Source organism: Streptomyces atratus (assembly GCF_040655115.1).
GTDB lineage: Bacteria > Actinomycetota > Actinomycetes > Streptomycetales > Streptomycetaceae > Streptomyces > Streptomyces atratus_D.
In genome coordinates this window covers 33,279-59,454 of the sequence record NZ_JBFAJH010000043.1, presented here as the reverse complement: position 1 = coordinate 59,454, position 26,176 = coordinate 33,279, and the positions used below count along the sequence as shown (strand labels likewise).

Sequence of the window (26,176 nt, the reverse complement as noted above, 5' to 3'; positions counted from 1 at the left end):
CAGAGCCTAGGTTTGTGCGCCTCTCCCCGCCCGGCGAACGCCCAACCTGACGGCATGTCAGTCCGTCACCACCAGGTAGCCCGCACCGCGCAGTTCCGCGGTGACCTCCTCGCAGTGCTCGGGACCCTTGGTCTCCAGATGCAGCTCGACCTCCGCCTCGGTGAGTCCGAGCCGCGGATCGGTCCGCACATGGCCGATGTCGAGGATGTTGGCGTCGGCGACGGTCAGCACGGAGAGCAGGGTGGCCAGTGCACCCGGGCGGTCCGTGAGCCGGACCCGCAGGCTGAGATAGCGGCCCGCGGTCGCCATGCCGTGGGTGAGGATGCGCTGCATCAGCAGCGGGTCGACATTGCCGCCCGACAGCACAGCGACGACCGGTCCGCTGAACGACTCCGGGTCGCTCAGCAGCGCCGCCACCGGGCTCGCTCCCGCCGGTTCGACGACCAGCTTCGCCCGCTCCAGGCAGAGCAGCAGCGCGCTGGAGAGTTCGGCCTCGGAGACCGTACGGACCTCGTCGACGAGCTCCCGGACGAGCCCGAACGGTACGTCGCCCGGACGCCCCACCTTGATGCCGTCCGCCATCGTCTGCAGCGAGCCGATCGCCACCGGGTGGCCGGCGGCGAGCGACGGCGGGTAGCAGGCGGCGCCCGCCGCCTGGACTCCGACGATCCGCACGTCGGGACGGATCGCCTTCACGGCCACGGCGATGCCCGCGGCGAGTCCGCCGCCGCCGATCCCGACGACGATGGTGCGGACCTCGGGGCACTGTTCGAGGATCTCCAGGCCCACGGTGCCCTGTCCGGCGATGATGTCCGGATGGTCGAAGGGGTGGATGAAGACCGCGCCGGTCTCCTGGGCGTACTCCTCGGCGGCGGCGAGGGTCTCGTCGACGACATGACCGTGCAGCCGGACCTCGGCGCCGTACTCGCGGGTCGCGGCGACTTTCGGCAGCGGCGCCCCGACGGGCATGAAGACCGTTGAGCGTACGCCGAGCAGCGCGGATGCGAGTGCGACACCCTGCGCATGGTTTCCGGCGCTTGCGGCGACGACCCCGGCCGCGCGCTCGACCGGGGAGAGGCCGGCGATCCGCACGTACGCGCCGCGCAGCTTGAACGATCCGGTCCGCTGCAGGTTCTCGCACTTGAAGTGGACCGGCGCGCCGACCAGCCCGGACAGGTGACGGCTGCCCTCCATCGGGGTCATCCGGGCCACGCCGGAGAGCATCTTCCGTGCGCCGCGGACGTCGTCGAGGATCACCGGAGGGAACGGGTGTGGCGTACGGAAATTCATAACCGCAAGTCTTGCAGCTGGACGCGGGGCCGGGCGCCGTGCTGGTGCCGTCCTGCGCCGTTGTCCACAGGTTTGTGCAGCGCTGGTACGCGTTGCCCCGTGGCCGCGTACTCTGTCCCCCACCCATCCGAACACCGCACGAAGAGAGCCCCCGGCCATGCCCCCTCAGGACATGACGACTGCTGCGTCTCCTTCCGGGGGCGCCACCCCCGAATCCCCGGGTCCCGACCACCTCCTCGATGTTCTGCAGCACCAGGTGGCCGTCTTCGCCCGCCGTGCCGAGCAGACCCGCCTCGGCGGTGTCGGCCAGGTCCGCAATTCCATGGACCGGGCGGCGTATCTGCTGCTGAACCGACTGGACCGGGAAGGCCCGATGGGCGTCAAGGCGCTGGCCGCGGGCATGGGGATCGACTCCTCGACCGTGACCCGTCAGGTCGCGCCGCTCGTCGACACCGGTCTGGTCAAGCGGACCTCGCATCCGGAGGACGGCCGCGCGGTGGTGCTTCAGCTGTCGCCGCGCGGGCATGCGCGACTGGACGAGGTGCGGGCCTCGAGGCGGGAGCTGATGTCGCAGGTGACGGGGGAATGGACGGCGGAGGAGCGCGAGACGTTCTGCACGCTGCTGACCCGGTTCAACACGGCGCTGGCTGCGCGGCAGCAGCAGCCGACGGGCGGCTGACCACTGGAATACGCCTGCACGACCTCTTGACCCGGGGGACTCCCCGGCGCTCCGATGTGGGTGTGCGAGAGCGGCAGGCAGGCCTTCAGCGGCGGCGCGCCCAGGAGTTCGAGGCGTTTGTGGCGGGCGCCGCGGGACGGCTGCTGCATACCGCCACCCTGCTCACCGCCGAGCCCACGCAGCCGCCCGGGGCGAACGAACGGGCCCGGCGACTGCTGACCGCCGCCCTGGCCCGTACGTACGCGGCCTGGGACGGGCTGCACGGCGAGGATCCGTACGACCGCACCCGGCAGGAGTTGGCCATCCGGTTCGCCCATGAGGCGTGGCGGCACCATCGGCCGCGCGGTGGGCTGTTGGATCCGCTGACCCCGCGGGAGCGGCTGATTCTCGTGCTGCGGCTGTACGAGGGGGTCGCGGAGGAGCAGACCGCCGCGTTGCTGGGGCTTCCGGTGGACCGGGTCCGGGCGCTCTGCAACCGGTCGGTGGCCACGATGCGCGGCACCCGCAGGCCCACGGCGCGGCGGCTGCCCGTACGGCTGCCGGGGGCGGCGCCATGAGCCGTCAGAGTCGGAAGGAGGACCAGGTCAGGCGGATGCTGGAGGTGCCGCATCCGCTGGTCCCCGCCGATCTGGCGGAGCGGGCGGCGGAGCAGGGCGGCCGGGTGCTGCGGCGGCGCCGTGCGGTGCGTGCGCTGGTGCTGTTCGTGCTGTGCGTGGCGGTGGTCGCCTTCGCGGTGTGGGTGATCGTCGTCCAGCCCTGGCAGGTGCCGCCCGCGGCGACGACCCCTCCCCTGGACGGGGCATGGGGCCGGATTCCTGCGGATTTATCCTGGACGTGACGGCATGTCGCACGAGCCGAGGAGGCCGTCATGACCAGGAAGATCGCTGACTGCCGCAAGCATCCGAGCGTCACGAACTGCTCGCTCACCATCGCCGGTGAGGAGGAGGAAGTCGTGCGGGCCGCGACGGAACACGCGGTCTCCGTCCACGAACACGCCGACAGCCCGGAGCTGCGGGAGCAGATCCGCGCGTCGCTGGAGGACGAGAAGGTCGACGCCTGACCCCAGGACGCCGGGCGGGCGGGACGAGCGCCTGCCCGTCCGGTTCTCTGCTGCCGGACTGCTTCCAGGGCCTCTCCCCCGGATCACGCCGGGGTCGCGGGCCCCGGCACGCACTTGCCGCGTTGTCGTCGGTCAGCAACGCTCCGCGTTCCTCCGGCTTGCAGTTGCACGCACCGGACCCCGCTCCCCGATCCGGTCCGGGAGAAAGCCCTTGGAGCCTGTCGGGTGACCAGTCACCCGACAGGCTCTCAGCCGAGTGCCTGCGTCAGGTCGGCCAGCAGGTCGTCGGCGGACTCGATGCCGACGGAGAGACGGACCAGGTCGGCCGGTACCTCAAGGGCGGAGCCCGCCACGGAGGCGTGCGTCATCCGGCCCGGGTGCTCCACCAGCGACTCGACGCCGCCGAGCGACTCGCCGAGCGTGAAGAGCTCGGTCCGGTTGCAGACCCCGACCGCCGCCTCCTCGCCGCCCTGGACCCGGAAGGAGACCATGCCGCCGAACGCCTTCATCTGCTTGGCGGCGATCTCGTGTCCCGGGTGCTCCGGCAGCCCCGGGTAGAGGACCTGGGTGACCTTGGGGTGCCGGGTCAGCAGCTCGGCGACCTTGGCGGCGTTCTCGCAATGCCGGTCCATCCGGACGGGCAGCGTCTTGATGCCACGCAGCACCAGCCAGGAGTCGAACGGCCCGGCGACCGCGCCCATCGCGTTCTGGTGGTACGCCAGTTCCTCGCCGAGCTCCGCGTCGGCTGCGATCAGCGCGCCGCCGACGACGTCGGAGTGGCCGCCCATGTACTTGGTCAGGGAGTGCACGACGACATCCGCGCCGAGGGCGATCGGCTGCTGCAGGTAGGGGCTGGCGAAGGTGTTGTCGACGACCAGCCGGGCACCGGCGGTGCGCGCCACGTCCGCGACCGCGGCGATGTCGGTGATGCCGAGCAGCGGGTTGGACGGCGTCTCGACCCAGATGACCTTCGTACGGTCATTGACCGCGGCCCGGACCGCGGCCGGGTCCGAGGTGTCCGCGACGGAGTAGTCGACGCCCCACCGCTTGACGACCTTGGCGAAGAGCCGGAAGGTGCCGCCGTAGGCGTCGTTCGGGATGACGACATGGGCGCCGGGGTGGAGCAGCGTACGCAGCAGGCAGTCCTCCGCCGCGAGCCCGGACGCGAAGGCGAGACCGCGGCGGCCGCCCTCGATGGCCGCCAGGTTCTCCTCCAGTGCGGTACGCGTCGGGTTGGCGCTGCGGCTGTACTCGTAGCCGCCGCGCAGTCCGCCGACGCCGTCCTGCTTGTACGTGGACACCTGGTAGATGGGCGGAACAACGGCGCCGGTGAGGGGATCGGCGGTGTTGCCCGCGTGGATCGCGAGGGTCTCGAAGCTCTGCTGGTCGCTCATGGGGCCCGAGCGTAGTTCGTCGCAGGGGTGATCCACGGCCACTGCGCCGTCCGGGGACAATGGGCGCATGGAGATTCTCTGGTTCCTGATCGCGCTGTGCATGCTCGCCGCGGTCGTCGGCCCCTTCGTGCTGCGTCGCCGCTCCGGTATCCGCCAGGTCGCGCCCGGCTCCCCCGACGCCGCCGACCCGGACACCTACGGCTTCGTACGCCAGGAACAGCTGGACATCCGGATGCCGGGCCCCGACCAGGACCTCCTCGATGTCCTCGATGTCGTGCAGCGCACCCAGGACTGGCGCGCCGCCTCGCAGTTGCTGGCGGGGACGCCGAAGGAGGGCGAGGTGCGGTGGCAGCGCGTGCAGGCGTTCGCCGGTGCCGCCTCGCTGGAGCTGATGCAGGCACCCGGGGTCGGTGGTGCGTGGCTGCGGTCGTGGCGCGCCCAGTCGCCGAAGGACGCGGGCGGGGCCGCGGTGCACGCCGAGTTCCTGGTCCAGCAGGCATGGCGGTCCTCCTCCGCGGGGACGGACGACTTCCGGATCATCCTGGAGGAGGCGCGTACGGTCTGCGGCGAGGCGGCCCTGCTGGCGCCCGGGGACCCGGTCCCGTACATCGTCGAACTGGCCGTCGCCCGTGGGCTCGGCTACTCCCACGAGCAGTTCGACCAGGTCTGGGCGAAGATCATCGACCGCGCGCCGGCGCACATGGGCGCGCACATCGCCGCGCTGCACTTCTGGTGCGAGAAGTGGCACGGCTCCCGCGAGGAGGCCGAGCGGTTCGCGACGTCCGCCGCGGCCCGCGCCCCGCAGGGTTCGCTGCTGGCCGCGTTGCCGCTGTTCGCGGTGTACGAGCATCTGCCCGAGGTCAATCTGGTGCAGGGCTTCTACCGGGGCGTCGTGGTGACGAAGGCCGTCGAGGGCGCCTTGTTCGCGGTGCACGCGGCGCGCCCCGACGACCCGATGCTCGCCCATGTCCGGCATCTGCTGGTGCTGTTCCTGGTCCGGATGGAACGCTGGGCGGAGGCGATGCACCAACTCGTCCACATCGACGGGCACGTGGGCGCGCTGCCGTGGACGCAGAATCCCGACCCTGCCGCCGAGTACACGGTCTACCGGGCGCTCGCGGTCGCCGGGTACGAGGCGAACGGCGGCAGCCCGGCGACGCTCCCGCGGTGACGCGGGGCCGGTTGCCCCCTGGCCGACCCGCGTTCCGCCGCCGAACCACGTTGCCGCATCCGCCCGCGGTAGGACATACTCCGGTTCCCCCCACAACCCGCACCACCCCGGCTCTGCCGATCTACCGACGTTTCTCATTCCTGTGGGGGGAATCGCCCGATGGGCCCAACTCTGCGCGCCGCGCGCGCCCTTGTCCTGCTCGCCGGCTTCTATCTGCTGAGCGTCGTCCTGCTCGCCGCCCTCGGCGCCCTCGACTGGGCGGCGTTCGCGTGGACGACGGGCAGCGTCGCCGCGAAACTGTCCGTCCTCAGCGTCGTGCTGGCCGTCCCGATCGTGCGGGGCATGTTCATGCTGCGCACGCCGAAGGACGAGGGCCTGGCCGGCCTGCCGGTCGACGACGCCCACGAACCCCGGCTCTGGGCCACCGTCCGTGACATCGCGCGGCAGGTCGGCACCCGCGCGCCCGACGAGATCGTGCTCACCGGCGATGTGAACGCCGCCGTCAGCGAGGACGCCAGGTTCCTCGGCCTGGTCGGCGGCAGGCGCCGGCTCTACCTCGGCCTGCCCCTGATGACCGGCCTGTCCCAGGCCCAGCTGCGTTCCGTACTCGCCCATGAGATGGGCCACTACGGCAACTCCGACACCCGTCTCACCGCGATCACCGCACGCGGCCGCATCCAGGTGATGCGCACCATCGCCCACTTCCAGGAGCGGGCGGGCAGGACCGTCGCCAAGGAGCAGGCGCGCCAGGAGAAGAAGGCGGCAAAGGCCCTCGCCAAGGGCAAGAAGGCCAAGGAGATCGACACCGGCGGCGCGGGTCTCACGTACCGCGCGATGGCGGCGATCTACACGGCCTACGCCAAGTTCTACATGCGCGCCACGCTCTCCGGCGCCCGCCGCGAGGAGCTCGCGGCCGATGTCGCCGCGGCCCGGATCGCGGGCCGTGACGCGACGGCGTCCGCTCTGCGCGAGCTCCCGGCCCTCGACGCCGCCCACGGCTTCTACATGAACGCGTACGCCACGCTCGGCGTCGAGGCCGGAATGCTGCCGCTGCCCGGCCAGGTCCTCGGAGGGGTACGGCATCTGCTGGCCGCCCGCCAGGACGAGCTGGCCGAGATGCGCGGCTCCCTGCCGACCGAGCCGACCTCCCCGTACGACTCGCATCCGCCGATCGCGGAGCGCGTCGCCCGGATCGAGGCGCTGCCGGACGACGGGCGTGCGTCGGAGCCGGTGGAACCGTCGCTGGCCCTGCTCACCGATGCCGAGCGGGCGCTCGCCGCCGTCGAGCAGGCCGTCCTCACACCCGAGGCGCTGGGGCTGCGCCGTGCCGACTGGCCGGAGCTGGTGCACGAGTCGATGGCGTCGTACACCGGGCGGTCGGCGCACGCGTTCGGCGCGGTGGTCGCCGACGCGACCGGCAGCGACGGCTCGCTCTCCGCCACGCTCGACGCGATCGACGCGGGTGCGCTGTGGCAGATCGCCGACCGGCTGCCCACGTCCGAGGAGGCCGCCGCGGCGACCGGCCGGGCCGCCCGCGAGTTCGCCAGGCCCCGCCTGCGCTCCGGCCTGTCGCAGCTGGTCAGCGACGAGTGCGTACGGCAGGGGCGGGCCCGCTGGCAGCTGTCCTGGTCCGACTCCGCCACGCTGGAGCTGCCGCACGGGTACGCGCAGGAGCTCCCCGCGGCGCTGGACGCCGCCGTGGCGGACATCCCGGACACGGGGCCGCTGCGCAAACTGCTCGCCCCGTGACCGACATGCCTCTTCCCCGAATGGACCGGTACTCCCTGTGGCACGACTGATACCGTTCCTGGGCGGTGAGCAGGAGTGAGTCCTGTCTCACCGGCACGCCCCGAACGGTCCTGGGCGCACTGGTCCTCCGCTTTCGCGTCCCGGTCGGCGACGCATATCCCGTATGCGCTCCGTTCCAGGTGGGCGGAACCCTCACGACCTGGCCCTATGGGTGTGGCCGGAGGCGACGGGGAGGCCCCGAACCATCTCGCTGGTGACACGGGGGCCCCGACTGCTGACGCCACACCCGGCGTCCCAGATCGCACCGAGTACGTTACGCACACCCCGCCAGGCATGCCCGCAGCTCGTCACACCGGCCACCCCATCGTGTCCATGTTCGCCACAACGATGTGTCTGCCCAGCAGTTGTGAACCCCTGCTGGCGATCGCCTTCGGCGTCTACTTCTGGCTGAAGGCACGGAAGAACACGGCGTCGTCCGAAGCCGCCTCCGGCGCCGCCCCCTCGGCGCCCCGCAAACGCCGGAGCCGGAAGTCCGACCCGGCGAGGGCCGCGGCGGAGCTCGGCCTCGTCCCGGCCGACGCGCTCGACACCGCACACGCCGCCGCCCCCGACCCGCACGACGAGGAGGTACGCGCCACGGTCCGGGCCGGGAACTGGCAGGCGGGCGCCGATTTCCTCGCCGGCGCGGGCCGGGACTGGCAGGAGCGCTACCGGCGCGCCGGCGTCCTCCAGGACGAGGCCGCGGCCGACGACACCTGGCTGCTCGCCTGGCGCACCGCACAGCCGAAGGACGCGGGCGCGGCCCTCGTGCACGCGGGCGCGCTGATCAGCGTGGCCGGGGACATCAGCGGTGCGAAGCAGTTCCGTGCGGTCGACGGCCATATCGACAGCGCCCCGTGGACGTACTCCGGGGACCCGACGAAGCGCTATGTCCAGTCCCGCGACTTCAGCGCCGCACAGGTCCTGGCGGCGGACGGTAACTGACCGGTAGGACGCAGCGGGGGCGCCGGAATCCACGGCGCCCCCGCTGCGTTGTAAGGACTGCACACGCCTACCCCCGGAGGAGCCCCCGCATGTTCCTGCACCGCCGCACCCCGCAGCTCCCCACCCCCGAGGAGGCCCTGCGCGGCCGCCCGGCCCCCGAATTCACCGTCCCGGACCGTCACACGGTCCTCGGCAACACGCTGGTGGGCCCGTATCCGGACGGCCTGGAGGTCGCGGACTTCGCGATGGGCTGTTTCTGGGGCGCCGAACGCAAGTTCTGGCAGACCGGGGGCGTCTGGACGACGCTCGTCGGCTACCAGGGCGGCTATACGGAGAACCCCGCGTACGAAGAGGTCTGCTCGGGCCTGACGGGGCACACGGAAGCGGTCCGCGTCGTCTTCGACCCGAAGATCGTCACGTACTCCGAGCTGCTGAAGGTCTTCTGGGAGTCCCACGACCCGACGCAGGGCTTCCGCCAGGGCAATGACGTGGGTACGCAGTACCGGTCGGCGATCTACACCCACTCCCCCGAGCAGGAGGCGGCGGTGGCCGCGTCCCGCGAGGCGTACCAGAAGGTCCTGACGGCCGCCGGCCACGGAGAGATCACCACGGAGATCCTCCCGGCGAAGGGCCGCACGTTCTGGCCCGCGGAGGCGTATCACCAGCAGTACCTCGACCGCAACATTAACGGCTACTGCGGGATCGGCGGCACGGGCGTCTCCTGCCCCGTAGGCGTTGCCAGGGCGGACGACGGCGACTGAGCCTGCACCCGACAAACTGACGGCGCGGTGGAAGGGGCGCCGGCCGTCCTGCCCGCCCCAACGGCTACGTGCTGCGCAGCGCTCACCCCGAGCTCCGGGTACGGTTCCACAGCTTTCCCCACTCCAAGCGCTACCCGGAGGACGCCGCCGAGTACGCCACCGTTCCGGAGCGGTACAACGCGGTGCTCGCGATGTGGCCGACGACAGGAAAGCGGGCGGAGACTTCCTATGGGACCGTGGCCCAGGGCGCGACGGGCCGCGAAGCATCTTCCGCGACCACTCGCTCCGCTTCCCGGACTGATCCACTGTCTGCTGCGGCTGTCGTCATGTCCGGAGCGCCTCGGTCGGTTATCCATAGGTGTGCGCGGGTTGCCGCGCGAAAAGGCGCCGTCTTCGCCCGCTCCACGCCGGAGGCCGCACGAGATCTCCGGCGTGCGGCGAAAGCCCACAGAGCGCCCACACCGAAGCGTCTTTCTGTTGGGCCCTTCAGCCTATGGCCCGGCGAGCCCGGACGCCCAGAGCTCTACGAGGCGCTTCGCTTTCATCGGCGGCGCGGAGAGGGATGGGCAGGGAGATCATGACAATCACGGGACTCGTGCTGTCGGGCGGGCGTGCGCTCGCCGCGCCCATCGATCTGAATGAGCCCGGGCGCTACGTGCACTGGGGCGTCATCCAGTTGTCCGTCGCGAACCTCATCGTCATCGGCCTCATGGTGGTCGTCTTCGTCGCCGCCCTGCTGCTGCCCTTCCCCGGAGGCCGCAGATGAGTGGTCCGGGCCAGGGCGGCGCGGAGGTCGGGCCGTACAAGAACGTGTCCGCTTCGGGCGGCTGGAGCGGAGCGGTGCGGCGGCGGGCGGTCGCGGCCCTGCCCCCGGACAAGCTGCTGCCGGACACCCAGCCGGCGTACATGGCTTCATGGGTCTATGTCTTCGGCGTCCTCACCGTGGCGTCGCTGATCGTGGTGCTCGTCACCGGTGGGGTGCTCGCACTGAAGGGACCCGCCTGGTGGCACGTCTCGGCGACCGGGACGTATGTGAACAGCCTGCACCTGTGGAGCGTCGAGCTGTTCATGTTCTTCATGGTCATTCACCTGTGGGGCAAGTTCTTCATGGCCGCCTGGCGCGGCCGGCGGGCACTGACATGGGTCACCGGCGTGGTGTGTTTCTTCGCCTCTATCGGCACCGCGTTCACCGGCTACCTGGTTCAGCAGAACTTCGACTCGCAGTGGATCGCGGGGCAGGCCAAGGACGGGCTCAACTCGGTCGGCATCGGCGCGTTCTTCAACGTGCTGGACTTCGGGCAGATGCTGATGTGGCACATCGTGCTGCTCCCGTTCGTCCTCGGTCTGCTGACCGCATGGCACGTCCTGCTGGTCCGGTGGCGCGGAATCGTGCCGCCCATCGGGGCAACCGGTCCCGCGGGCAGCGGCACGGCCTCGCCCGCGCCGGGGGAGATGCCGTGACGGGCCGACGATCCCGGAAGGCCGCGCTGCCGGACCCTGCTGCCTTCCCCACCCGACCGTACGACTTGGTCAAGGAGTTCACGATCGCCCTGGTCGTTGTCGCGCTTCTCACCGCCGGTCTGGCCGCTGTCTTCTCCTCCCCCGACGTCAAGGCGGTGACCTTGGCCTCCTGGTCGCGAGCGGCCGGCGGTGACTTCACGACGACCGCCGTTGCCGAACTCGGCGGCACCAGCGGAACAGCCGAGTACGGGCCGCCGTACAACCACACGCCCGGCGCGGCGCAGAAGCTCGGCCCGGTCGGGCTGCAGAGCGCCGCCGGGGTCCGTATCCCGGTGGACACCGCCAACGACTTCGTACTCCGCCCTCTGGCCGACGCCCCCGAACCGCCCAACGTCAGGGTGGCACTCGGCACCTGGGCCGCTGCTCCGGTCTCCCGGCAACAGGCGTGGACCAAGGCCTACTCCGACGCACTGGCGAAGTCTCCCGGCGGCGACCCCGCCAAGGTCGCCAAGGGCGACTACGGCCCGGTCCCTGTCCTCATCGCGCGCCTCCTCGACCTGGCCAGATCCGGTGCCCTGGACGGGGAGTTGCAGGCCGGCGGCACGTTCTACCAGACCGACTACACCCGCCCTCTGCTCTTTCTCTCCGACGGCTCCTATCTGGAGTCCCTGGCCCGCGCGGAGCACCTGGGCGGCGACCAGTGGGGAATGATGAACGAGACCGGGAACTACCCGGGCCAGGCGTGGCTGTGGCTCTACACGTTCTGGTACCAGATCGAACCCTTCAAGTCGTCCGGCAACGCCGACGCCCTGGTCTGGGGCCTGATGGCTCTGCTCAGCCTGGGTCTGGTGCTGGTGCCCTTCATCCCCGGCGTCCGGTCCATTCCCCGCTGGACGCGAGTGCACCGATTGATCTGGCGCTCGTACTACCGTGAACAGGAAGCTGCTCCACGGGCCCGGCAGTCGGAGGGCTGAGGGGCGACCTCGGATGCACATCGTTGTGCCGACCGGACGCCGTTACGCGGACGAACGGACAGTCTCCATCAGCGAGACGTGACTCCACTCGCCCGCGAGATCCACGCACTGGTCAGCAGCGGCGACCCGACCGCTACCCGAAGAGCGTGCATACCCCGTCGAGAACGAACGGTGGCTCACCTGCGCTCGTGACCGGGCACGCTCACCGAACAGCCACCCGAACGCCCATGGGTCACATGGCAGCACAGATCCGCAGGGAGGGGCGTATCGTGCCCGATCGGTGTCGCGCCCGCGGACGGCTGACCTGCCGCCCGCCGTCTCGCGGACCTGCCTGAGGAGGAATCCCGCCCGATGACGAGCGACGGCCTCGACAGCCTTGCCGCGATGCGCGGCCGCCCCTGGTTCATGACCAACGAACTCCTGGCGTTCGTCATCGAGTCGGCGGCGCTGGCGTGCCTGTCCTGGTGGGGCTTCACGGCCGGCGGCGGGGCCGCTGCCCGGTGGCTGCTGGGGCTCGGAACACCGGCGGTGGCCATCGTGCTGTGGGGGCTGTTCGCCGCTCCTCGAGCCCGGGTCCGGCTTCCGCTGTGGGGCGTCCTGCTGGTGAAGGCGGTGGTGCTCGGCGGCGGGGTGTACGCGGTGTACCGCGTGGGTCATCCGGTGGCGGCGGCGGTGGCCGGTGTCGTGGTGGTCGTGAACACGGGGCTGGCAGAGTTCTTCCGGCGCCGGCCCGCACGGTGACGAGGCCCTCAGGGCCTCTCGCGTTCGGATCACGCCGGGCTCGCGGGGCCTGATCCGAGAGACTCGCGGGGCCCGATCCGAAGGAAAGGGCCCTGACGCCACCGGCCCGGCCGCGGAGGCGGCCCGGCCGGTGGTGCGTACGGCGCGGGATCAGATGAGACCTTGCGCGAGCATGGCGTCCGCGACCAGTTCGAAACCGGCGATGTTCGCGCCGACCACGTAGTTGCCGGGGCTGCCGTAGCGCTCCGCCGTGGTGAAGCAGGAGTCGTGGATGTGGCGCATGATCTCCGCGAGCCGCTCCTCGGTGTGCGCGAAGGTCCAGGAGTCGCGCGACGCGTTCTGCTGCATCTCCAGCGCGCTGGTGGCCACTCCGCCCGCGTTGGCGGCCTTGCCGGGGGCGAAGGCGACGCCCGCTTCCTGGAGGACCCGCACGGCCTCCGGGGTGGTGGGCATGTTGGCGCCCTCGGCGACCGCCTTCACCCCGTTGCGTACGAGCGTCAGCGCATCGCTCTCGTGGAGTTCGTTCTGCGTGGCACACGGCAGGGCCACATCGCAGGGGACGTCCCACACGCCCGTACCGGCGACGAAGCGGACATGTGCGCCGCGCCGTTCCGCGTACTCCGAGACCCGGCCGCGACCGGCCTCCTTGATCTCCTTGAGGAGGGCGAGGTCGATGCCCTTCTCGTCGACGACGTAGCCGCCGGAGTCGGAGCACGTCACCACGGTGGCGCCGAGCTGCTGGGCCTTCTCGATCGCGTAGATCGCGACGTTGCCGGAGCCCGACACGACGACCCGCCGGCCGTCGAGGGAATCTCCCCGGCTCCTGAGCATCTCGGCGGTGAAGAGCACACATCCGTAGCCGGTGGCCTCGGTGCGTGCCTGGGCGCCGCCCCAGCCCAGGCCCTTTCCGGTGAGCACACCGGACTCGTACCGGTTGGTGATCCGCTTGTACTGGCCGAACAGGTAGCCGATCTCGCGGCCTCCGACGCCTATGTCACCGGCCGGGACGTCCGTGTACTCGCCCAGGTGGCGGTGGAGTTCGGTCATGAACGACTGGCAGAACCGCATGATCTCGCCGTCGGAGCGGCCCTTCGGGTCGAAGTCGGCGCCGCCCTTGCCACCACCGATCGGCATGCCGGTGAGGGCGTTCTTGAAGATCTGCTCGAAGCCGAGGAACTTCACGATGCCGAGGTCGACCGAGGGGTGGAAACGCAGCCCGCCCTTGTACGGTCCCAGGGCGCTGGAGAACTCGACCCGGAAGCCGCGGTTCACATGGATGTCGCCGGAGTCGTCCGACCACGGCACGCGGAAGATGAGCTGACGCTCCGGCTCACAGATGCGCTCGATGATCCGGGCGTCCACGAACTCCGGTCGCTGCGCAAGGACCGGGCCGAGCGTCTCAAGGACTTCCCGTACCGCCTGATGGAACTCGCTCTCGCCCCGATTGCGCCGCAGAATCTCCGCGTACAGCGGCTCAATGACACGGATCTCGGCTGCGTGCGGCTCCGGGGAAACAGGGGTGGCCGGCATCTGATCAAGACCTTCCATGGCTCGGCGACGTGCGCGAAGGCGCCCCGTCCCGAGGGGCGCCGCCGGTCCCCCTCCCCATGGAGGACGTCACCCAGACATTGTGGGAATCGCACTCACCGACGCGACGTACGGGACCGTTGTGACGTATCGATTGTCCCAGGGGAGCCGGAAGATCCTCGGCCGCATCCACATAGTGATCCCTTGCCGGCCCCTCCGGCATCGGGCGCGTGGCGCAATCCACACCGGATGCCGCCGGTCGTGGCGGACGGGTCAGGCCTCCTCGCGCCTGTCACGCAGCATCCACAGCCCCACGCCGGACGCGAGGACGACCGCGCCCGAGACGATGCTCAGGGCGATGTGCAGCCCGGAGTCCTCCATCAGGTTGAGGCCGACATTGGCGACGACCGCGAGACAGAGTACGAGCCGGAGCAGCGGCTTCATGGGGTTCCCTCCGTGGTTGATCCGATGTGCTCCATCCTGCCGGGCGGGGCGCGCCGCAGCGAGGGACCCGTCTCCCGGATCGGGGGTGTACTCAGCTACACCTCGCTCAGAGCCCGCAGCTCCTCGGGGCTCAGCCGTGGCGGCTGCCGGCCGAGGGCGGCCGCGTGGGCGAGGGAGGCGTTCGTCGACGGCGAGGCGGCAGGTCTCCTTCCACGAGCCGGACGGCCTGTTCGCGGATGATCACGCGCCGTCGCCCTCCTCGAACGGGGTGAGGCTCCACCGGAACCAGGCCCGCTCCCCGTCGATGTGCAGCAGGAATTCGGCGACCGGGCCGTTGTCCGGGCAGACCAGGGTCAGGATCCGCTCGATCTCGTCGTACGCCGCCTCCCACGCGGCCACCGCCGCGGGGCCCTCTTCGATGTGGTCGATCAGTGCCGGCTCGCGCTCGAAGAGCGGGCGCACCGATTCGTACGCCAGGCCTGGGACGAACCGCCCCTGCAGCCAGGGGAAGTCACGATCGTCGATCACGATGTCGCCGACCGGGTCCGGGCCGCGCAGCAGCCTCCAGATGTCGCCCTCGAAGCCCATGGTCGTACCCGCCCCTCGCGTCGGCCGTCACCGGCCACGGGTCACCGTACGGGTTCCCGGCCGTGGCCCGTCAGGCATTGACGGCCGCTGCCGCTGCCCGCATCGCGGCCGCGGTCGCCGACGCGTCGTACTCCGGCGCGACGCCTTCGACGAGCACGGCGTCGCCCGCCATGTTCCGGGTCCGCAGCGGCAGCAGCTCCTGGTAGGCGTCCGACTCGTACCAGCCGCGGGCAGCCGCCATGCTCGGGAACCCGATGATGACGAGCGCACCGGGCCACTCGCCCTCGACGACCTCGACCTGCGCACCGTGCACGAGGAAGCGGCCGTCGAAGGGGTCCATGGTCGACTGGATGCGCTCGATGTAGGTGAGAACCTCCTCGCCGGGGTGGGCGGCGGGGTACAGGTGGGCTATGGCGTATGCGGTCATGGTGTCGCCCTCCGGGTCTGCGTGCTGCCGCGGCTGCGTCAGCTGGTGTGCACCATGCTGCCCGGGGGCGTACGGAGCGTCGATTACCTCCGGGGTAGGGGCGGGCTCAGTCGGTGATGCCCAGGTCCTCCCGCATCAGCTCCCGCATCGTGTCGAGGAACGGACTCGCCTCCCTCAGGTTCTCCAGGATCCGCGCCACGGTCTCGCCGTCGCGGGCGAGCCCCCGGTCCAGGCGTTTGACGGCCCCGTCGGCGTGTCCGAGGATCTGGTTGAGGTCACGGGAGGCCTGCAGGATCCGCTCCGGGACAATCATCTGCGCCTCGGCGTAGCGGTCGCGGTGGTCGAGGCGGGCCTCTTCGAGCTGGGTGCGCTCCTGCTCGGTACAGACGCCGTCCCTGATCCGGTGCAGGGCGTCCTTGAGCAGTGTGTGGAACTGCCGGGAGGCCCGGTTCATGGCCGTGTACTGGGCGCGCCGCTCCTCGAACCTCCGTCGTGTGTCGGCCAGTTCGGCCTCCGCCTGGCGCTCCCGCGCCGTCATCCGCTGCGCGAGCATCGGCGCGAACAGGGTCCCGAGCACGCCGACGACTGCGGTGATCATGGCGGTGACGGCAGCGGTCATGACGGTGAGATTAATGCGATGAGCGAAAGGGAGCGGGCGTGCTGGTGCCATGGCACCCCTTACGCGGCCGCGTGCCGGATCGCCGGCGTCGGGCAGCGGCAACGGCGTTGGGTGCCGTCGCCCCTGCCCGGAAGGCCGCTTGGGCGGGCCGGTGCGTCCGTGCGTCGCACGTCCGAGCCCGCGGGCCACCTTCCGCGTTCGTACGCCTCACCTCGGCATCCGTACGTCAGGCCGCCGCGTTCTCCGTGATCGTGACGCGGCCCTTGCGGATGGTCGCCAGCCGCGGCGCCCTGCGGGCGATCGCGCTGTCGTGGGTGACCATGATGAAAGTCAGCTCGTGCTCCTTCCACATCGTCTCCAGCACCTCCATGACCTCGTCGCGCATCGACTCGTCGAGGTTGCCGGTGGGCTCGTCGGCGAGCAGCACCTTCGGCTGCTTGACCAGGGCCCGTGCGATCGCCACACGCTGCTGCTGCCCGCCGGACATCTCGCTGGGGAGGTGTCCGAGCCGTTCACCGAGTCCGACGGAGTCCAGCGCCTCCGCGGCCCGCCTGCGCCGCTCCGCGGGCCTGCCGCCGAGCGGGACGAGCGCCGTCTCGACGTTCTCCTGCGCGGTCAGCGTCGGAATGAGGTTGAAGCTCTGGAAGACGAAACCGATGTTCTGCGCGCGCACCTGGGTGAGTTTGGCCTCGCTGAGCTTCGCGAGGTCCACACCGTCGAGTTCGACGCTGCCGGCCGTCGGACGGTCCAGACCGCCGAGCATCTGCAGCAGCGTGGACTTGCCGCCGCCGGTGGGGCCCTGGATGACCAGGCGGCCGCCGTCCTCGATGGTCAGATCGACGCCGGCGAGCGCATCGACGGTGGACTTGCCGCGGGTATAGCGCTTGGTGACGCCGCTGAGCGTGTACATGGGTCAACTCCTGGTGGACTGAAGGGGGGTGGGGCTCGCGGGCGGGCTATTCGACGCGGCGCAGCGCGTCCGCGGGGCGCAGCCGGGAGGCCCGCCAGCCGCCGAACGCGCCGGCGATCAGCCCGCCCGCCACGGCCAGCGCGACGGCGATGAGGATGGTGGAGAGGGAGACGGGTGCGGTCAGCGCGATGTCGAGGGACTTGGACGACGCCTGCCGGACGGGGCCGCCCATACCGCCGGGGCCGCCGGCCATGCCGCCGCCCGAGCCACCGAGCTGCGCGGTGGGGGTGGGGCTGATGGCCGTCACGACGTACGCGCCGGCCAGACCGAGCGCGATGCCGAGGACACCGCCCATCAGGCCGTTGACGAGGGCCTCGCCGACCACCTGGCGGGTGACCCGGCCGCTCTTCCAGCCGAGCGCCTTCAGCGTGCCGAACTCCCGTACCCGGCGGCTGACGGCGGAGGAGGTGAGCAGTCCGGCGACCAGGAAGGCGGCCGCGAGGACCGCGATCGACAGCCACTTGCCGACGCTGGTGGCCAGGTCGGAGGCGGTGGACAGGGAGCCGGAGACGGTGTCGGCGAGGTCCGCGGAGGTGGTGACGGTCGTGCCCGAGATGTTCTTCTGGATGGCGGACTTGACGCTGTCGATCTGCTGCGAGTCGGCGGCCTTGACGTAGACCGTGGTGACCTTGTTCCTGGCGTCGGCGAGGGTCTGCGCCTGCTTCAGCGGGATGTAGAGGTTGGCGGCCGCGTCGCCGCTGTCCGCCGTCGAGACACCGACGATCTTGTACGTGGTCCCGGAGACGGTCACGGTCCTGCCGACCGCGAGCTTCTTCTGCTTGGCGTACGAGGCGTCGACGACCGCGACCTCGGCGTCGGTCTCGGTGGCCTTGAACGTACGGCCCTTGGTGATCTTCGACGAGGTCAGCGGGCCGAGGTCCTGCTTGGTGACGTCGGTCCCGTACACGGTGTACGAGTTGACGTCGAACGAGGCGCCGCCGCCCTGGACCTCACCCTGCGGTTGCGTCGCACCGCCGCCGCCGGGACCGCGCTGGTCGGTGGCGCCCGCGTTCCCGTTCTGCTTGAACTCGCCGCGCTTGAACCGGCCGTCCACCTTCAGGACGTTCAGGCTCAGCCCGCCGACGGCGTCCGCGACACCGTTCTGCTTGCCGACCTGGTCGACGGTGGTGGAGGACAGCGTCTGGAAGCCCTGGACCATGACGCGGTCCGAACTCTGCTTCGTGTCGTCGCCCTTGGCGTCGAACTCGAACCTGGGGCGCTGACTGCTGGAGCCCGGTGCGGCGGCGGCCTTGGTGACCGTCATGTCCGTACCGAGGCCGTACAGCGATTCCAGGACCTTGTCCTGGGCCTTGCTCATGCCCGAGGAGACCGAGCTGACGATGATGACCAGCGCAATGCCCAGGGCGAGCCCCGAGGCGACGACGAGCGCCGCCTTTCTGCGGCGGCGCAGCTCGCGCCGGAGGTAGGTGAAGAACATGGCGCGACGCTATGGAGCGGTTGTGATGGCGAGTTAAGGCCGCCATGAGATCCGGATGAGAACGCTCCCGGACGACGAAGGCGGCGGCACCGGGGATCCGAGGGGATCCGGGGTGCCGCCGCCTTGCGTGCGGACGGGGCGTCGGGGTTTACGCGGGTACGCGGTGAAGCACGGGGTACGGAGGGACGTCCGGGGACGCCCGCCGGGGTCAGACTGCGGAGCCTGCCTGCCAGTCGGCCCAGTTCAGGTTCCAGCCGTTGAGGCCGTTGTCGGGGGTGATGGTCTTGTCCGGGGAGTTCTTGACGATGACCACGTCGCCGACCATCGAGTTGTTGTAGAACCACGCGGCGGGCTGGTTGGCGTCGCCCGCACCCTTGACATCGGCGAGGCCGACGCAGCCGTGGCTGGTGTTGGCGCTGCCGAAGACCGACCGCGCGCCCCAGTAGTTGCCGTGGATGAACGTGCCCGACGAGGACAGCCGCATGGCGTGCGGCACGTCCTTGATGTCGTACTCGCCCTTGCCGTCGGCGTCGGTGAAGCCGACCGTCGCGCCGTTCATCCGGGTCTCCGTGAACTTCTCGGAGATCACCATCTGACCGTTGTACGTCGGGTTGGCCGGGGAACCGGCCGAGATCGGGATGGTCTTGATCGTCTTGCCGTTCTGGGTGACGGTCATCGTCTTCGTGCTGGCGTCGACCGTCGAGACCTGGTTGCGGCCGACCTTGAAGGTGACCGTCTTCTGCTGCACGCCGAAGACGCCGTTCGCGCCCTCGACGCCGTCCAGCGCCAGCTTCAGCGTGACGGTGGAGCCGCCCGTCCAGTACTGCTCGGGGCGCAGGTCCAGACGCTGCGAGTTGAACCAGTGGCCGACGACCTGCTGGCCGCTGCTGGACGTCACGGTGATCCCGGCCTGGACGGCCTTCCTGTCCGTGATCGGCTTGTTGAAGTTGATCGAGACCGGCATGCCGACGCCGACCGTGGAGCCGTCCTCGGGGGTGAAGTTCCCGATGAAGCTGTTGGCGGGCGACACGGTGGTGAACGAGGAGTTCTCGTGCGCCTCGCGGCCCTTCGAGTCCTTGGCCGTCGCGTTGATCTTGTACGTGGTCGAGCGCTCCAGCTGCCCGTTCGGCTGCCAGCTCATGCCGTCGGCCGCCAGGGTGCCCTGGACGCTCGCACCGGCCGACGTGGTCATGGTGACCTCGCTCAGCTTGCCCTTGGTGACGGTGACCTTGGCGTCGTTGTTGATGCTGGCGTTGGTCGCGCCGTTCTTCGGCGAGATCGCTATCTGCGCCTCGGAGGCGTCCTGGGCTGCCGCCTTGTCGACCGCTGCCGCCTGCGACTTCTTCGAGCTCTCGGCGCTGGCCTTGTCCCCGCCGTCGCTGCAGGCAGTGAGCACCAGAACGCCGCCGAGCAGTGCGGACGCGGCCATGAGGCCCCTGCGTCGCTTGCTGTCCGTCATCACACGCTTCTCCATTGTTGCCGTATCCCCCTGTACCCCGAGCAGGGCCGCCGGCCGGCGGTACCCCGTCAATGTTCCAAGAACACCCGGGAAGGGCCCTCCGTTCCACATCCGTCAAAGATGTGGGGAACACCACTCATCGACGCAGTCGTGGCAGCTGTGGTTCCAGGGGCGGAACACTCGTGGCCCCGACCCACCGGAAACGGGCCGGAGCCGGTGTGTTCACCGGCTGGACGGCTGTTCCTCGCCGTCGTCGTCCTCCCCATTGTGCGCGACGTCGTCGTCGTCGCCGTCGCCGTGGTCCTCGTCCTCGTCGTCGAGGTCCCAGGCGTCCGCGTCCTCGGGGTCGTAGTCGATGATCTCGCTGGTCCAGGAGGCCTGGGCCAGTTCGACCCCCGGCACCTCGCCGACCAGATCGAACGGGTCGACAAGGGAGGCGAGCGCCTCCGCAGCGTCTTCCCGTACCGCGGACTCGGCATGCATGCGTTCCTCGGCCGACTCGCCGCCGTGCTCGCCGTACTCGGCGGCAATGCTCTCCAGTGCCGTACCGCTGAGGGCGTCCGCGTCGGTGATCTCCAACACCATCTCCACGCGAAGGCGAACAAACCGTGATGTCTCTGAAGTGCTCATACGCCGGAGCGTAGAGCCAAGGGGTCTCGCGACTTTCCCGCGACCCGCTGCTTTCATTAGCATCGGCGCACCCGGCTAGGACCGACCGGCAATTGGGGGGTGGGTGAAGGAGCGGGGCCGAGGTGCGTGCCCCAGCCCCGTGACGCCGCCCCCCAATTGCCGGTCGGTCCAACTCACTGCTGTCACAAGGGGGATCGATTCCGTGACCATCGCCCGCCGCCCGCTCCTGACCGCCACCGCGGCGGCCACTCTGCTGTGCGCTCTGTGGTTCGTCCCGTCGGCCAACGCGACGGACGACGCCGCCGGTCCGGCCGGTACACCGAGAAGACCGGTGGTCACGAGCGCCGGGGACGAGGTGTCCGGGCCGGCGCTCGCCGACACGGGGGCCGGGGTCGACACCACTCCGTATCTGATCGGTGGCACGGCGTTCCTGGTCGTCGGCGCAGCGTTCGTCGCCCACTCGGGGCGCCGCGCGAGCACGTTGTCCTCGATCGCCGGACGGGCCTGAGGGTCAGGCCCGTCCGGCGGATCCGCCGAACTCCTAGGCCAGTGCCCCGGTGACCGGCTCCACCGCGGCCACCAGCTTCCCGCTCCGCACGAACGCGTCCGCGGCAGCCAGATCCGGCGACAGGAACCGGTCCGGGCCGGGCCCCTCGACGCCGGCCGCCCGCAGCGCCTCGATCGCCGCGAGGGACGCGGGCGCCGGGGCGAGCCCCTGGGCGGCGCGCAGTTCGATGGCGCGGGTCGCCGCGTACAGCTCGACGGCGACGATCCGCCCGAGGTTCTCCACCGCGGTACGGAGCTTGCGCGCCGCCGACCAGCCCATGGAGACGTGGTCCTCCTGCATCGCGGAGGACGGGATCGAGTCCGCCGAGGCGGGGACCGCGAGTCGCTTCATCTCGCTGACCAGGGCGGCCTGCGTGTACTGGGCGATCATCAGACCCGAGTCGACACCGGCGTCGTCGGCGAGGAACGGCGGCAGCCCGTGCGAACGGTTCTTGTCCAGCAGCCGGTCCGTGCGGCGCTCGGTGATCGAGCCGAGGTCGGCGGCGACGATCGCCAGGAAGTCGAGTACGTACGCCACCGGGGCGCCGTGGAAGTTGCCGTTGGACTCGACGCGGCCGTCCGGCAGGACGACGGGGTTGTCGACGGCGGAGGCCAACTCGCGGTCGGCGACGATCCCGGCGTACGCGAGGGTGTCCCGCCCGGCGCCGTTGACCTGGGGCGCGCACCGCACGGAGTAGGCGTCCTGGACGCGCGGCGCGTCGTCCTGGTGGTGACCGGTGAGGCCGGACCCGGCAAGCACCCGCAGCATGTTGTCGGCGCTGACGCCCTGGCCCGGGTGCGGGCGGATGGCGTGCAGCTCCGGGGCGAGGACCTTCTCCGTGCCGAGCAGTGCCTCCAGGCTGAGCGCGGCGGTGATGTCGGCGGAGGTGTAGAGGTTCTTCAGGTCGGCGAGGGCCATCACGAGCATGCCGAGCATGCCGTCGGTGCCGTTGAGGAGGGCGAGGCCCTCCTTCTCGCGCAGCTCGACGGGGGCGATGCCGTGTGCGGCGAGGAGCTCGCCGGCCGGGCGCACGACACCGTCGGGGCCCTCGGCGTCGCCCTCGCCCATCAGCGTCAGGGCGCAGTGCGACAGCGGTGCCAGGTCGCCGGAGCAGCCGAGCGAGCCGTACTCGTGCACGACGGGGGTGATGCCCGCGTTCAGCACGTCGGCCATGGTCTGGGCCACCTCGGGGCGTACGCCGGTGTGGCCGGAGCAGACCGTCTTCAGGCGCAGGAACATCAGCGCCCGCACGACCTCGCGCTCGACGCGCGGGCCCATCCCGGCCGCGTGCGAGCGGACGATGTTGCGCTGGAGCTGGGCCCGCAGGTCGGGGCTGATGTGCCGGCTGGCGAGAGCGCCGAAGCCGGTGGAGACGCCGTAGACCGGCTCGGGCTTGGCGGCCAGCGCGTCCACGATCTCGCGGGCGGTGGCGAGTGCGCTGACTGCGGCTGCGGAGAGCTCGACGCGGGCTCCCGCGCGAGCCACGGCGATGACGTCCTCTGCGGTGGTACCGGACGTCCCCACCACGACTGTGTGCATATCCATATTCAGAAGCGTACGGACTGAAACTCTCCATGTCACTAGTGGTCGCACGGTTGACCCCTTACCCGATCCGGGTCACGGCTCCGCACGAGCGCTACGGACGGCTGCCGCGCAGCCGACGGCGGTCGTGGGCGGACTTCGGCGGCGAGTCGGCCAGCCGGATGACCTCGCCGTCCCGCCCCGCCACCACCGGTTCCATGGAGCGGGCCGCCTTCGCCCGGTACTGGGCGGCGTCCGCCAGCCGGAAGAGCCGCCGGGCCGAGACCACCGGACCGATCGGGTCGCCGGTCGACGCGATCCCGCAGGCGACCCCGTCGCCGTGCTCCAACTCCGTTGCCCGGTCGCAGAGTTCGGTGGCCACCCGGATCACCTCGTCCGCCTCCGGGCCCACGGTGAGCAGACAGAACTCGTCACCGCCGAGCCGGGCCGCGAGCGCACCCGGCAGCATCGCGCCACACCGGGACAGCACCGAGCCGAAACGTTCCAGCAGCCGGTCGCCGACCGCGTGGCCGAGCGTGTCGTTGACCCCCTTCAGGCCGTTCAGGTCGCAGACGACCAGGCTGACCACCGAGCCGTCGGCGTGATGCCGCTCCACCGCCTCGTCGAGCCGCACATCGACGAGGCGGCGGTTGGCCAGCCCCGTCAGCGGGTCGGTGAAGGCGAGCTTGCGGACCTCTTCGAGGCGCTCGGTCTGGGAGATCCCGGCGGCGACGACGGCGGCCAGCACGGTCGCGAAGTCCGCGTCCTCCCGCCCGAACACCGGCTCCCCCACCGGTCGCGCCACATAGAGCTCCCCCCAGGCCCGCCCGTGCAGCACGATCGGCGCGACCACGCAGCAACCGCGGCGGCGGCGGCGCAGGGCCGCCACGCGCTGATGGCGGTAACCGCTCCCGTGCCCGCGCGCCGCACCCGCCGACTTCACGTCGGACGCGACACCGCCCTCGCCGACCGGCCCCTCGGCCGTCTCCACCCAGGCGTCCGGTTCACCGCCCCCCGCCCACCGCTCGTGCAGGAACTCGGTGATCTCCGGGAACTCGTGCACCGGGTACGTCTCGTCGTCGGGAAACTCCTCTTCCCCCTCGGCCCGTTCACCCGCGTTCACCAGCACCCTGAGCCGCCCCGGTCCGCGCTCCCACACGGAGAGCGCGGCGAAACTGCCGCCCAACGCCTCGCACGCCCCCAGCGCGGCAGCCCGCCAGGACTCGCGCGGTGTATGCGCCGCAGCCATCGCCTGCGCAAGCGATACGACGGCCCGCAGCCGCACATTCTCACCACCCATCGTTACATCGTATGTAGATTTGCAGTGATTTGATCAGCTTGGAGCCGCGAATCTCCTGCTCTGCGCGTCGAAACAGTGCCGTACCGTTACTCGCCGGGCCAGTTCGGCTTCCGCTTCTCGTTGAACGCGGCCACACCCTCCGCCCGGTCTCCGGAGAAGGCCACCGACCGCCAGGCCGCGTCCTCCACTTCCAGCCCGGCCCGCAGGTCGAGCCCGTGCCCGAGCCGCAGCGCACGCTTCGCGGCGCGCAGACCCACCGGCGAGTTGGCGGCGATCCGCCCGGCGAGCGCGAGCGCCTGCGTCCGGTCCTGCCCCGCCTCCACCAACTCGTCGACGAGGCCCAACTCCCGTGCCTCCGGGGCCTCCACCCGCCGGGCGGTGAAGACCAGCTCGGCGGCGCGCGCCGCACCGACCCGACGCGGCAACAACTGGGTGCCCCCGCCACCCGGGATGACGCCGACCGACACCTCCGGCAGCCCCACCACGGCGGTCCGGTCGGCGACGATCAGATCGCAGGAGAGAGCCAGCTCGAATCCGCCGCCGAGGGCGAACCCGTGCACGGCGGCGACCGTCGGCATCGGCAGGTCGAGCACGCCGGTGTAGGCGGCGCGGGCGGTGGGCCGCTGTCGCACCAGCTCGGCGTCGGTGAAGGAGTTCCGCTCCTTGAGGTCCGCACCCACGCAGAAGGCGCGCTCGTGGCTGGAGGTGAGGACGGTGACCCGTACGGCGGGATCGGCGGCGAGCGCCGCACAGGCGGCGCCGATCGAACGGGCCATGTCCGTGGACACGGCGTTCATGGCCTTGGGCCGGTCCAGAACCAGTTCGGCGACATGGTTCTGGCCCTCGTGGACCCGCACGACGACGAACTCCCCGAACCGCTGCTCGGACGTGACGGTCATGACTGCACCCCTCCGGTTAACGAGCGTTACCGGAGGGATCCTAGGGGGGTGTCCGTGGGTGCGCCCCGGAGGGCGGTCAGGACGTGCCGCGCCGGGCCAGCAGCCACGGCTCCACCACGCCGAGCCCACGCACCGGCCGCTGCCACATCGGCTGCAGCCCGTACCGGTACTTCGGCACGGCCAGCGGCTCCACGCCGTTCTCGCGGTCCTTCTCGGCCGCCGCGGCCTCCTCCGCCGCCTGCGCCTCGGAGGCCGGTGCGTCGCCCGTACGCGTCAGCTCCTCCGCGAACGCGCCGTCCACCAGCACGGCGTCCTTGGGCGCTATCGAGGTGAGCCGGCTGGCGAGGTTCACCGTCGTGCCGAAGACATCGCCCATCCGGGTCGTGACGGTGCCGAACGCGATACCGACGCGGAGCGCGGGCATCGTCTCGTCCTGAGCCATCGCCTCTATCAGGCGCAGCGAGATCTCGGCCGCCGTGCCCGCGTCGTCGGCGGCGAAGAGGACCTCGTCACCAAGGGTCTTGATGAGCCGGCCGCCGTGCGCGGCGACCAGGTCGGCGCAGGTCGTCTCGAACGTCTCGACGAGCTCGCCGAGCTCCTCCTCCTCCAGCCGGCGGGTCAGCCGGGTGAAGCCGACCAGGTCCGCGAAGCCGACGGCCAGCCGGCGGTCCACCATCTCGTCGTCGTCGGCCGCCTGCACCACCCGGCCGGTCGCGGCGGCGAGCTGGCGCCGCCAGACATAGATGAGGAACTCCTCCAGCTCCGGCAGGAGCAGCTCCACCAGGGGATACGTGACCTCGGTGCGGGTCATGCCGGGCTCGGGCGGCTCGGTCAGCCCCTCCAGGAAGGAATCGATCTGCCATTCCGCCAGCCGGGCGGTGGTCTGCCCGGTGGACCGGGCGACCTGCACCGCCATCGGCTCGCTGAGCAGCCCCGCCTCCACGAGTCCGGCGAGCCGCCGCAGCGCCAGCACGTCCGCCTCGGTGAGCGCCTTCGCCTGCCCGATGTCGGCGAACCCCATGGCCCGCCAGAACCGCGACGCCAGGTCCATCGAGACACCGGCGGTACGGGCCGCCTGGAACGGGGTGTAGCGACGCTCGGCGCCCAGGATCAGCTGTTCCAGCCGGATGGCGAGGGGATCGTCGGTCGGTTCCGCCGTGTGGTCGACTTCGTGATGCGGTGTCGCGTGGACCGAGGCGTCCGGTGGGGGCTCCGTGCCCGCGCCGGAGCTCGTGTCGTCGACGGTCACCAGCCGCCTCCTGCCCGTTCCCTGCGCACTGCCCTGCCGATCTGTCGGTGGATCGCCTCAACGATACGGCAGGTGTGCGCTACCTCACTAAGTCAGGGCGCCCGGGTACGGGGCCGGCCAGGGCCGGGGGCGTGGGGGGCTGCTCTCCGGTGGGTGGTTTCCACGGGGACGAGGGCCGGTTCGGGCGCCCGGGTACGCGGCCGGCCAGGGCCGGGGGCGTGGGGGGCTGCTCTCCGGTGGGTGGTTTCCACGGGGACGAAGGCCGGTTCGGGCACCCGGGTACGCGGCCGGCCA

Annotated in this window: 29 protein-coding genes; 14 read left to right on the top strand and 15 right to left on the bottom strand. The window is 71.0% G+C overall.

Going from position 1 to position 26,176, the window contains the following annotated elements; all coding sequences use genetic code 11:
- Positions 1-57 precede the first annotated feature (57 nt).
- Positions 58-1,290 (bottom strand): threonine ammonia-lyase, encoded by a 1,233-nt coding sequence (ilvA, locus tag AB0I23_RS31850; RefSeq protein ID WP_359114529.1) that lies wholly within the window; start codon positions 1,288-1,290, stop codon positions 58-60.
- A gap of 157 nt (positions 1,291-1,447) precedes the next feature.
- On the opposite strand from ilvA, the gene AB0I23_RS31845 reads away from it, so the two are divergent.
- The 4 genes from AB0I23_RS31845 to AB0I23_RS31830 all read left to right on the top strand — a co-directional run bounded on the left by AB0I23_RS31845 (position 1,448) and on the right by AB0I23_RS31830 (position 3,029).
- Positions 1,448-1,969 carry a MarR family winged helix-turn-helix transcriptional regulator gene (locus AB0I23_RS31845; protein ID WP_359114527.1) on the top strand — a complete coding sequence of 174 codons (522 nt, stop codon included), beginning with the start codon at positions 1,448-1,450 and terminating at the stop codon, positions 1,967-1,969.
- 62 nt (positions 1,970-2,031) lie between these two features.
- A complete protein-coding gene (locus AB0I23_RS31840) occupies positions 2,032-2,526 on the top strand; it encodes a sigma factor-like helix-turn-helix DNA-binding protein (RefSeq protein WP_359114526.1) in 495 nt (164 codons plus the stop codon).
- A 35-nt stretch (positions 2,527-2,561) separates the two neighbouring features.
- Positions 2,562-2,807, top strand: coding sequence for a hypothetical protein (locus tag AB0I23_RS31835; RefSeq protein WP_359114524.1), 246 nt, complete (start codon positions 2,562-2,564; stop codon positions 2,805-2,807).
- Positions 2,808-2,837: 30 nt separating this feature from the next.
- Entirely contained in the window at positions 2,838-3,029 is a 192-nt protein-coding gene (locus AB0I23_RS31830) for a DUF1059 domain-containing protein (RefSeq protein ID WP_037688500.1), read from the top strand.
- A 248-nt stretch (positions 3,030-3,277) separates the two neighbouring features.
- Here AB0I23_RS31830 and AB0I23_RS31825 read toward each other — a convergent pair whose 3' ends face one another.
- Positions 3,278-4,423: a cystathionine gamma-synthase gene (locus tag AB0I23_RS31825; protein WP_359114522.1), complete on the bottom strand. Its 1,146-nt coding sequence runs from the start codon at positions 4,421-4,423 to the stop codon at positions 3,278-3,280.
- 67 nt (positions 4,424-4,490) lie between these two features.
- Between AB0I23_RS31825 and AB0I23_RS31820 the strand changes: the two genes are divergently transcribed.
- The 9 genes from AB0I23_RS31820 (at position 4,491) to AB0I23_RS31785 (ending at position 12,264) form a co-directional block, all read left to right on the top strand.
- A complete protein-coding gene (locus AB0I23_RS31820; RefSeq protein ID WP_359114520.1) occupies positions 4,491-5,594 on the top strand; it encodes a hypothetical protein in 1,104 nt (367 codons plus the stop codon).
- Positions 5,595-5,753: 159 nt separating this feature from the next.
- Positions 5,754-7,343 (top strand): M48 family metallopeptidase, encoded by a 1,590-nt coding sequence (locus tag AB0I23_RS31815; RefSeq protein WP_359114519.1) that lies wholly within the window; start codon positions 5,754-5,756, stop codon positions 7,341-7,343.
- Between the two features lie 333 nt (positions 7,344-7,676).
- Positions 7,677-8,327 (top strand): hypothetical protein, encoded by a 651-nt coding sequence (locus tag AB0I23_RS31810; RefSeq protein ID WP_359114517.1) that lies wholly within the window; start codon positions 7,677-7,679, stop codon positions 8,325-8,327.
- An 89-nt stretch (positions 8,328-8,416) separates the two neighbouring features.
- Positions 8,417-9,088, top strand: coding sequence for a peptide-methionine (S)-S-oxide reductase MsrA (gene msrA, locus AB0I23_RS31805; RefSeq protein ID WP_359114515.1), 672 nt, complete (start codon positions 8,417-8,419; stop codon positions 9,086-9,088).
- A 68-nt stretch (positions 9,089-9,156) separates the two neighbouring features.
- Positions 9,157-9,669 (top strand): DUF3885 domain-containing protein, encoded by a 513-nt coding sequence (locus AB0I23_RS41800; RefSeq protein ID WP_436847030.1) that lies wholly within the window; start codon positions 9,157-9,159, stop codon positions 9,667-9,669.
- Positions 9,666-9,854 (top strand): hypothetical protein, encoded by a 189-nt coding sequence (locus AB0I23_RS31800; RefSeq protein WP_359114513.1) that lies wholly within the window; start codon positions 9,666-9,668, stop codon positions 9,852-9,854. The genes AB0I23_RS41800 and AB0I23_RS31800 overlap by 4 nt, the downstream gene beginning before the upstream one ends.
- Entirely contained in the window at positions 9,851-10,549 is a 699-nt protein-coding gene (locus tag AB0I23_RS31795) for a cytochrome b N-terminal domain-containing protein (protein WP_359114512.1), read from the top strand. The genes AB0I23_RS31800 and AB0I23_RS31795 overlap by 4 nt, the downstream gene beginning before the upstream one ends.
- Complete coding sequence (locus AB0I23_RS31790; RefSeq protein WP_359114510.1) at positions 10,546-11,523, top strand: hypothetical protein; 978 nt, start codon at positions 10,546-10,548, stop codon at positions 11,521-11,523. Before AB0I23_RS31795 ends, AB0I23_RS31790 begins: the two co-directional genes overlap by 4 nt.
- A 384-nt stretch (positions 11,524-11,907) precedes the next feature.
- A complete protein-coding gene (locus AB0I23_RS31785) occupies positions 11,908-12,264 on the top strand; it encodes a YrdB family protein (protein ID WP_436847031.1) in 357 nt (118 codons plus the stop codon).
- A gap of 150 nt (positions 12,265-12,414) precedes the next feature.
- Here the strand turns inward: AB0I23_RS31785 and gdhA are convergent, their stop codons facing one another.
- From gdhA to AB0I23_RS31740, 9 genes are all read right to left on the bottom strand, one after another.
- Positions 12,415-13,794, bottom strand: a complete 1,380-nt coding sequence (gene gdhA / locus AB0I23_RS31780; RefSeq protein ID WP_359114506.1) for an NADP-specific glutamate dehydrogenase — start codon at positions 13,792-13,794, stop codon at positions 12,415-12,417.
- 270 nt (positions 13,795-14,064) lie between these two features.
- Entirely contained in the window at positions 14,065-14,235 is a 171-nt protein-coding gene (locus AB0I23_RS31775; protein ID WP_359114504.1) for a hypothetical protein, read from the bottom strand.
- Positions 14,236-14,475: 240 nt separating this feature from the next.
- Positions 14,476-14,823 carry a hypothetical protein gene (locus AB0I23_RS31770; RefSeq protein WP_359114502.1) on the bottom strand — a complete coding sequence of 116 codons (348 nt, stop codon included), beginning with the start codon at positions 14,821-14,823 and terminating at the stop codon, positions 14,476-14,478.
- A 70-nt stretch (positions 14,824-14,893) separates the two neighbouring features.
- Entirely contained in the window at positions 14,894-15,250 is a 357-nt protein-coding gene (locus tag AB0I23_RS31765; protein WP_359114500.1) for a DUF1330 domain-containing protein, read from the bottom strand.
- 106 nt (positions 15,251-15,356) lie between these two features.
- Positions 15,357-15,869 (bottom strand): hypothetical protein, encoded by a 513-nt coding sequence (locus tag AB0I23_RS31760; RefSeq protein ID WP_359114498.1) that lies wholly within the window; start codon positions 15,867-15,869, stop codon positions 15,357-15,359.
- A 226-nt stretch (positions 15,870-16,095) separates the two neighbouring features.
- Positions 16,096-16,779, bottom strand: a complete 684-nt coding sequence (locus AB0I23_RS31755; RefSeq protein ID WP_359114496.1) for an ABC transporter ATP-binding protein — start codon at positions 16,777-16,779, stop codon at positions 16,096-16,098.
- A gap of 46 nt (positions 16,780-16,825) precedes the next feature.
- On the bottom strand, positions 16,826-18,277 hold the full coding sequence (locus AB0I23_RS31750; RefSeq protein WP_359114495.1) for an ABC transporter permease: 1,452 nt from the start codon (positions 18,275-18,277) through the stop codon (positions 16,826-16,828).
- A 208-nt stretch (positions 18,278-18,485) separates the two neighbouring features.
- A complete protein-coding gene (locus AB0I23_RS31745; protein WP_359114493.1) occupies positions 18,486-19,751 on the bottom strand; it encodes a L,D-transpeptidase in 1,266 nt (421 codons plus the stop codon).
- 207 nt (positions 19,752-19,958) lie between these two features.
- Positions 19,959-20,366, bottom strand: a complete 408-nt coding sequence (locus AB0I23_RS31740; RefSeq protein WP_359114491.1) for a hypothetical protein — start codon at positions 20,364-20,366, stop codon at positions 19,959-19,961.
- Between the two features lie 202 nt (positions 20,367-20,568).
- Here AB0I23_RS31740 and AB0I23_RS31735 point away from each other — a divergent pair, with 202 nt between their 5' ends.
- On the top strand, positions 20,569-20,874 hold the full coding sequence (locus AB0I23_RS31735) for a hypothetical protein (protein WP_359114489.1): 306 nt from the start codon (positions 20,569-20,571) through the stop codon (positions 20,872-20,874).
- A 33-nt stretch (positions 20,875-20,907) separates the two neighbouring features.
- On the opposite strand, the gene hutH is transcribed toward AB0I23_RS31735, so the two are convergent.
- From hutH to AB0I23_RS31715, 4 genes are all read right to left on the bottom strand, one after another.
- The gene (gene hutH / locus AB0I23_RS31730; protein WP_078839839.1) at positions 20,908-22,458 is read right to left on the bottom strand and encodes a histidine ammonia-lyase; all 1,551 of its coding nucleotides are present in this window, start codon (positions 22,456-22,458) and stop codon (positions 20,908-20,910) included.
- A 91-nt stretch (positions 22,459-22,549) separates the two neighbouring features.
- Entirely contained in the window at positions 22,550-23,734 is a 1,185-nt protein-coding gene (locus AB0I23_RS31725) for a GGDEF domain-containing protein (RefSeq protein WP_359114487.1), read from the bottom strand.
- A gap of 86 nt (positions 23,735-23,820) precedes the next feature.
- On the bottom strand, positions 23,821-24,633 hold the full coding sequence (locus tag AB0I23_RS31720; RefSeq protein WP_359114485.1) for an enoyl-CoA hydratase/isomerase family protein: 813 nt from the start codon (positions 24,631-24,633) through the stop codon (positions 23,821-23,823).
- A gap of 76 nt (positions 24,634-24,709) precedes the next feature.
- Positions 24,710-25,882 (bottom strand): adenylate/guanylate cyclase domain-containing protein, encoded by a 1,173-nt coding sequence (locus AB0I23_RS31715; RefSeq protein ID WP_359114483.1) that lies wholly within the window; start codon positions 25,880-25,882, stop codon positions 24,710-24,712.
- Positions 25,883-26,176: the final 294 nt, after the last annotated feature.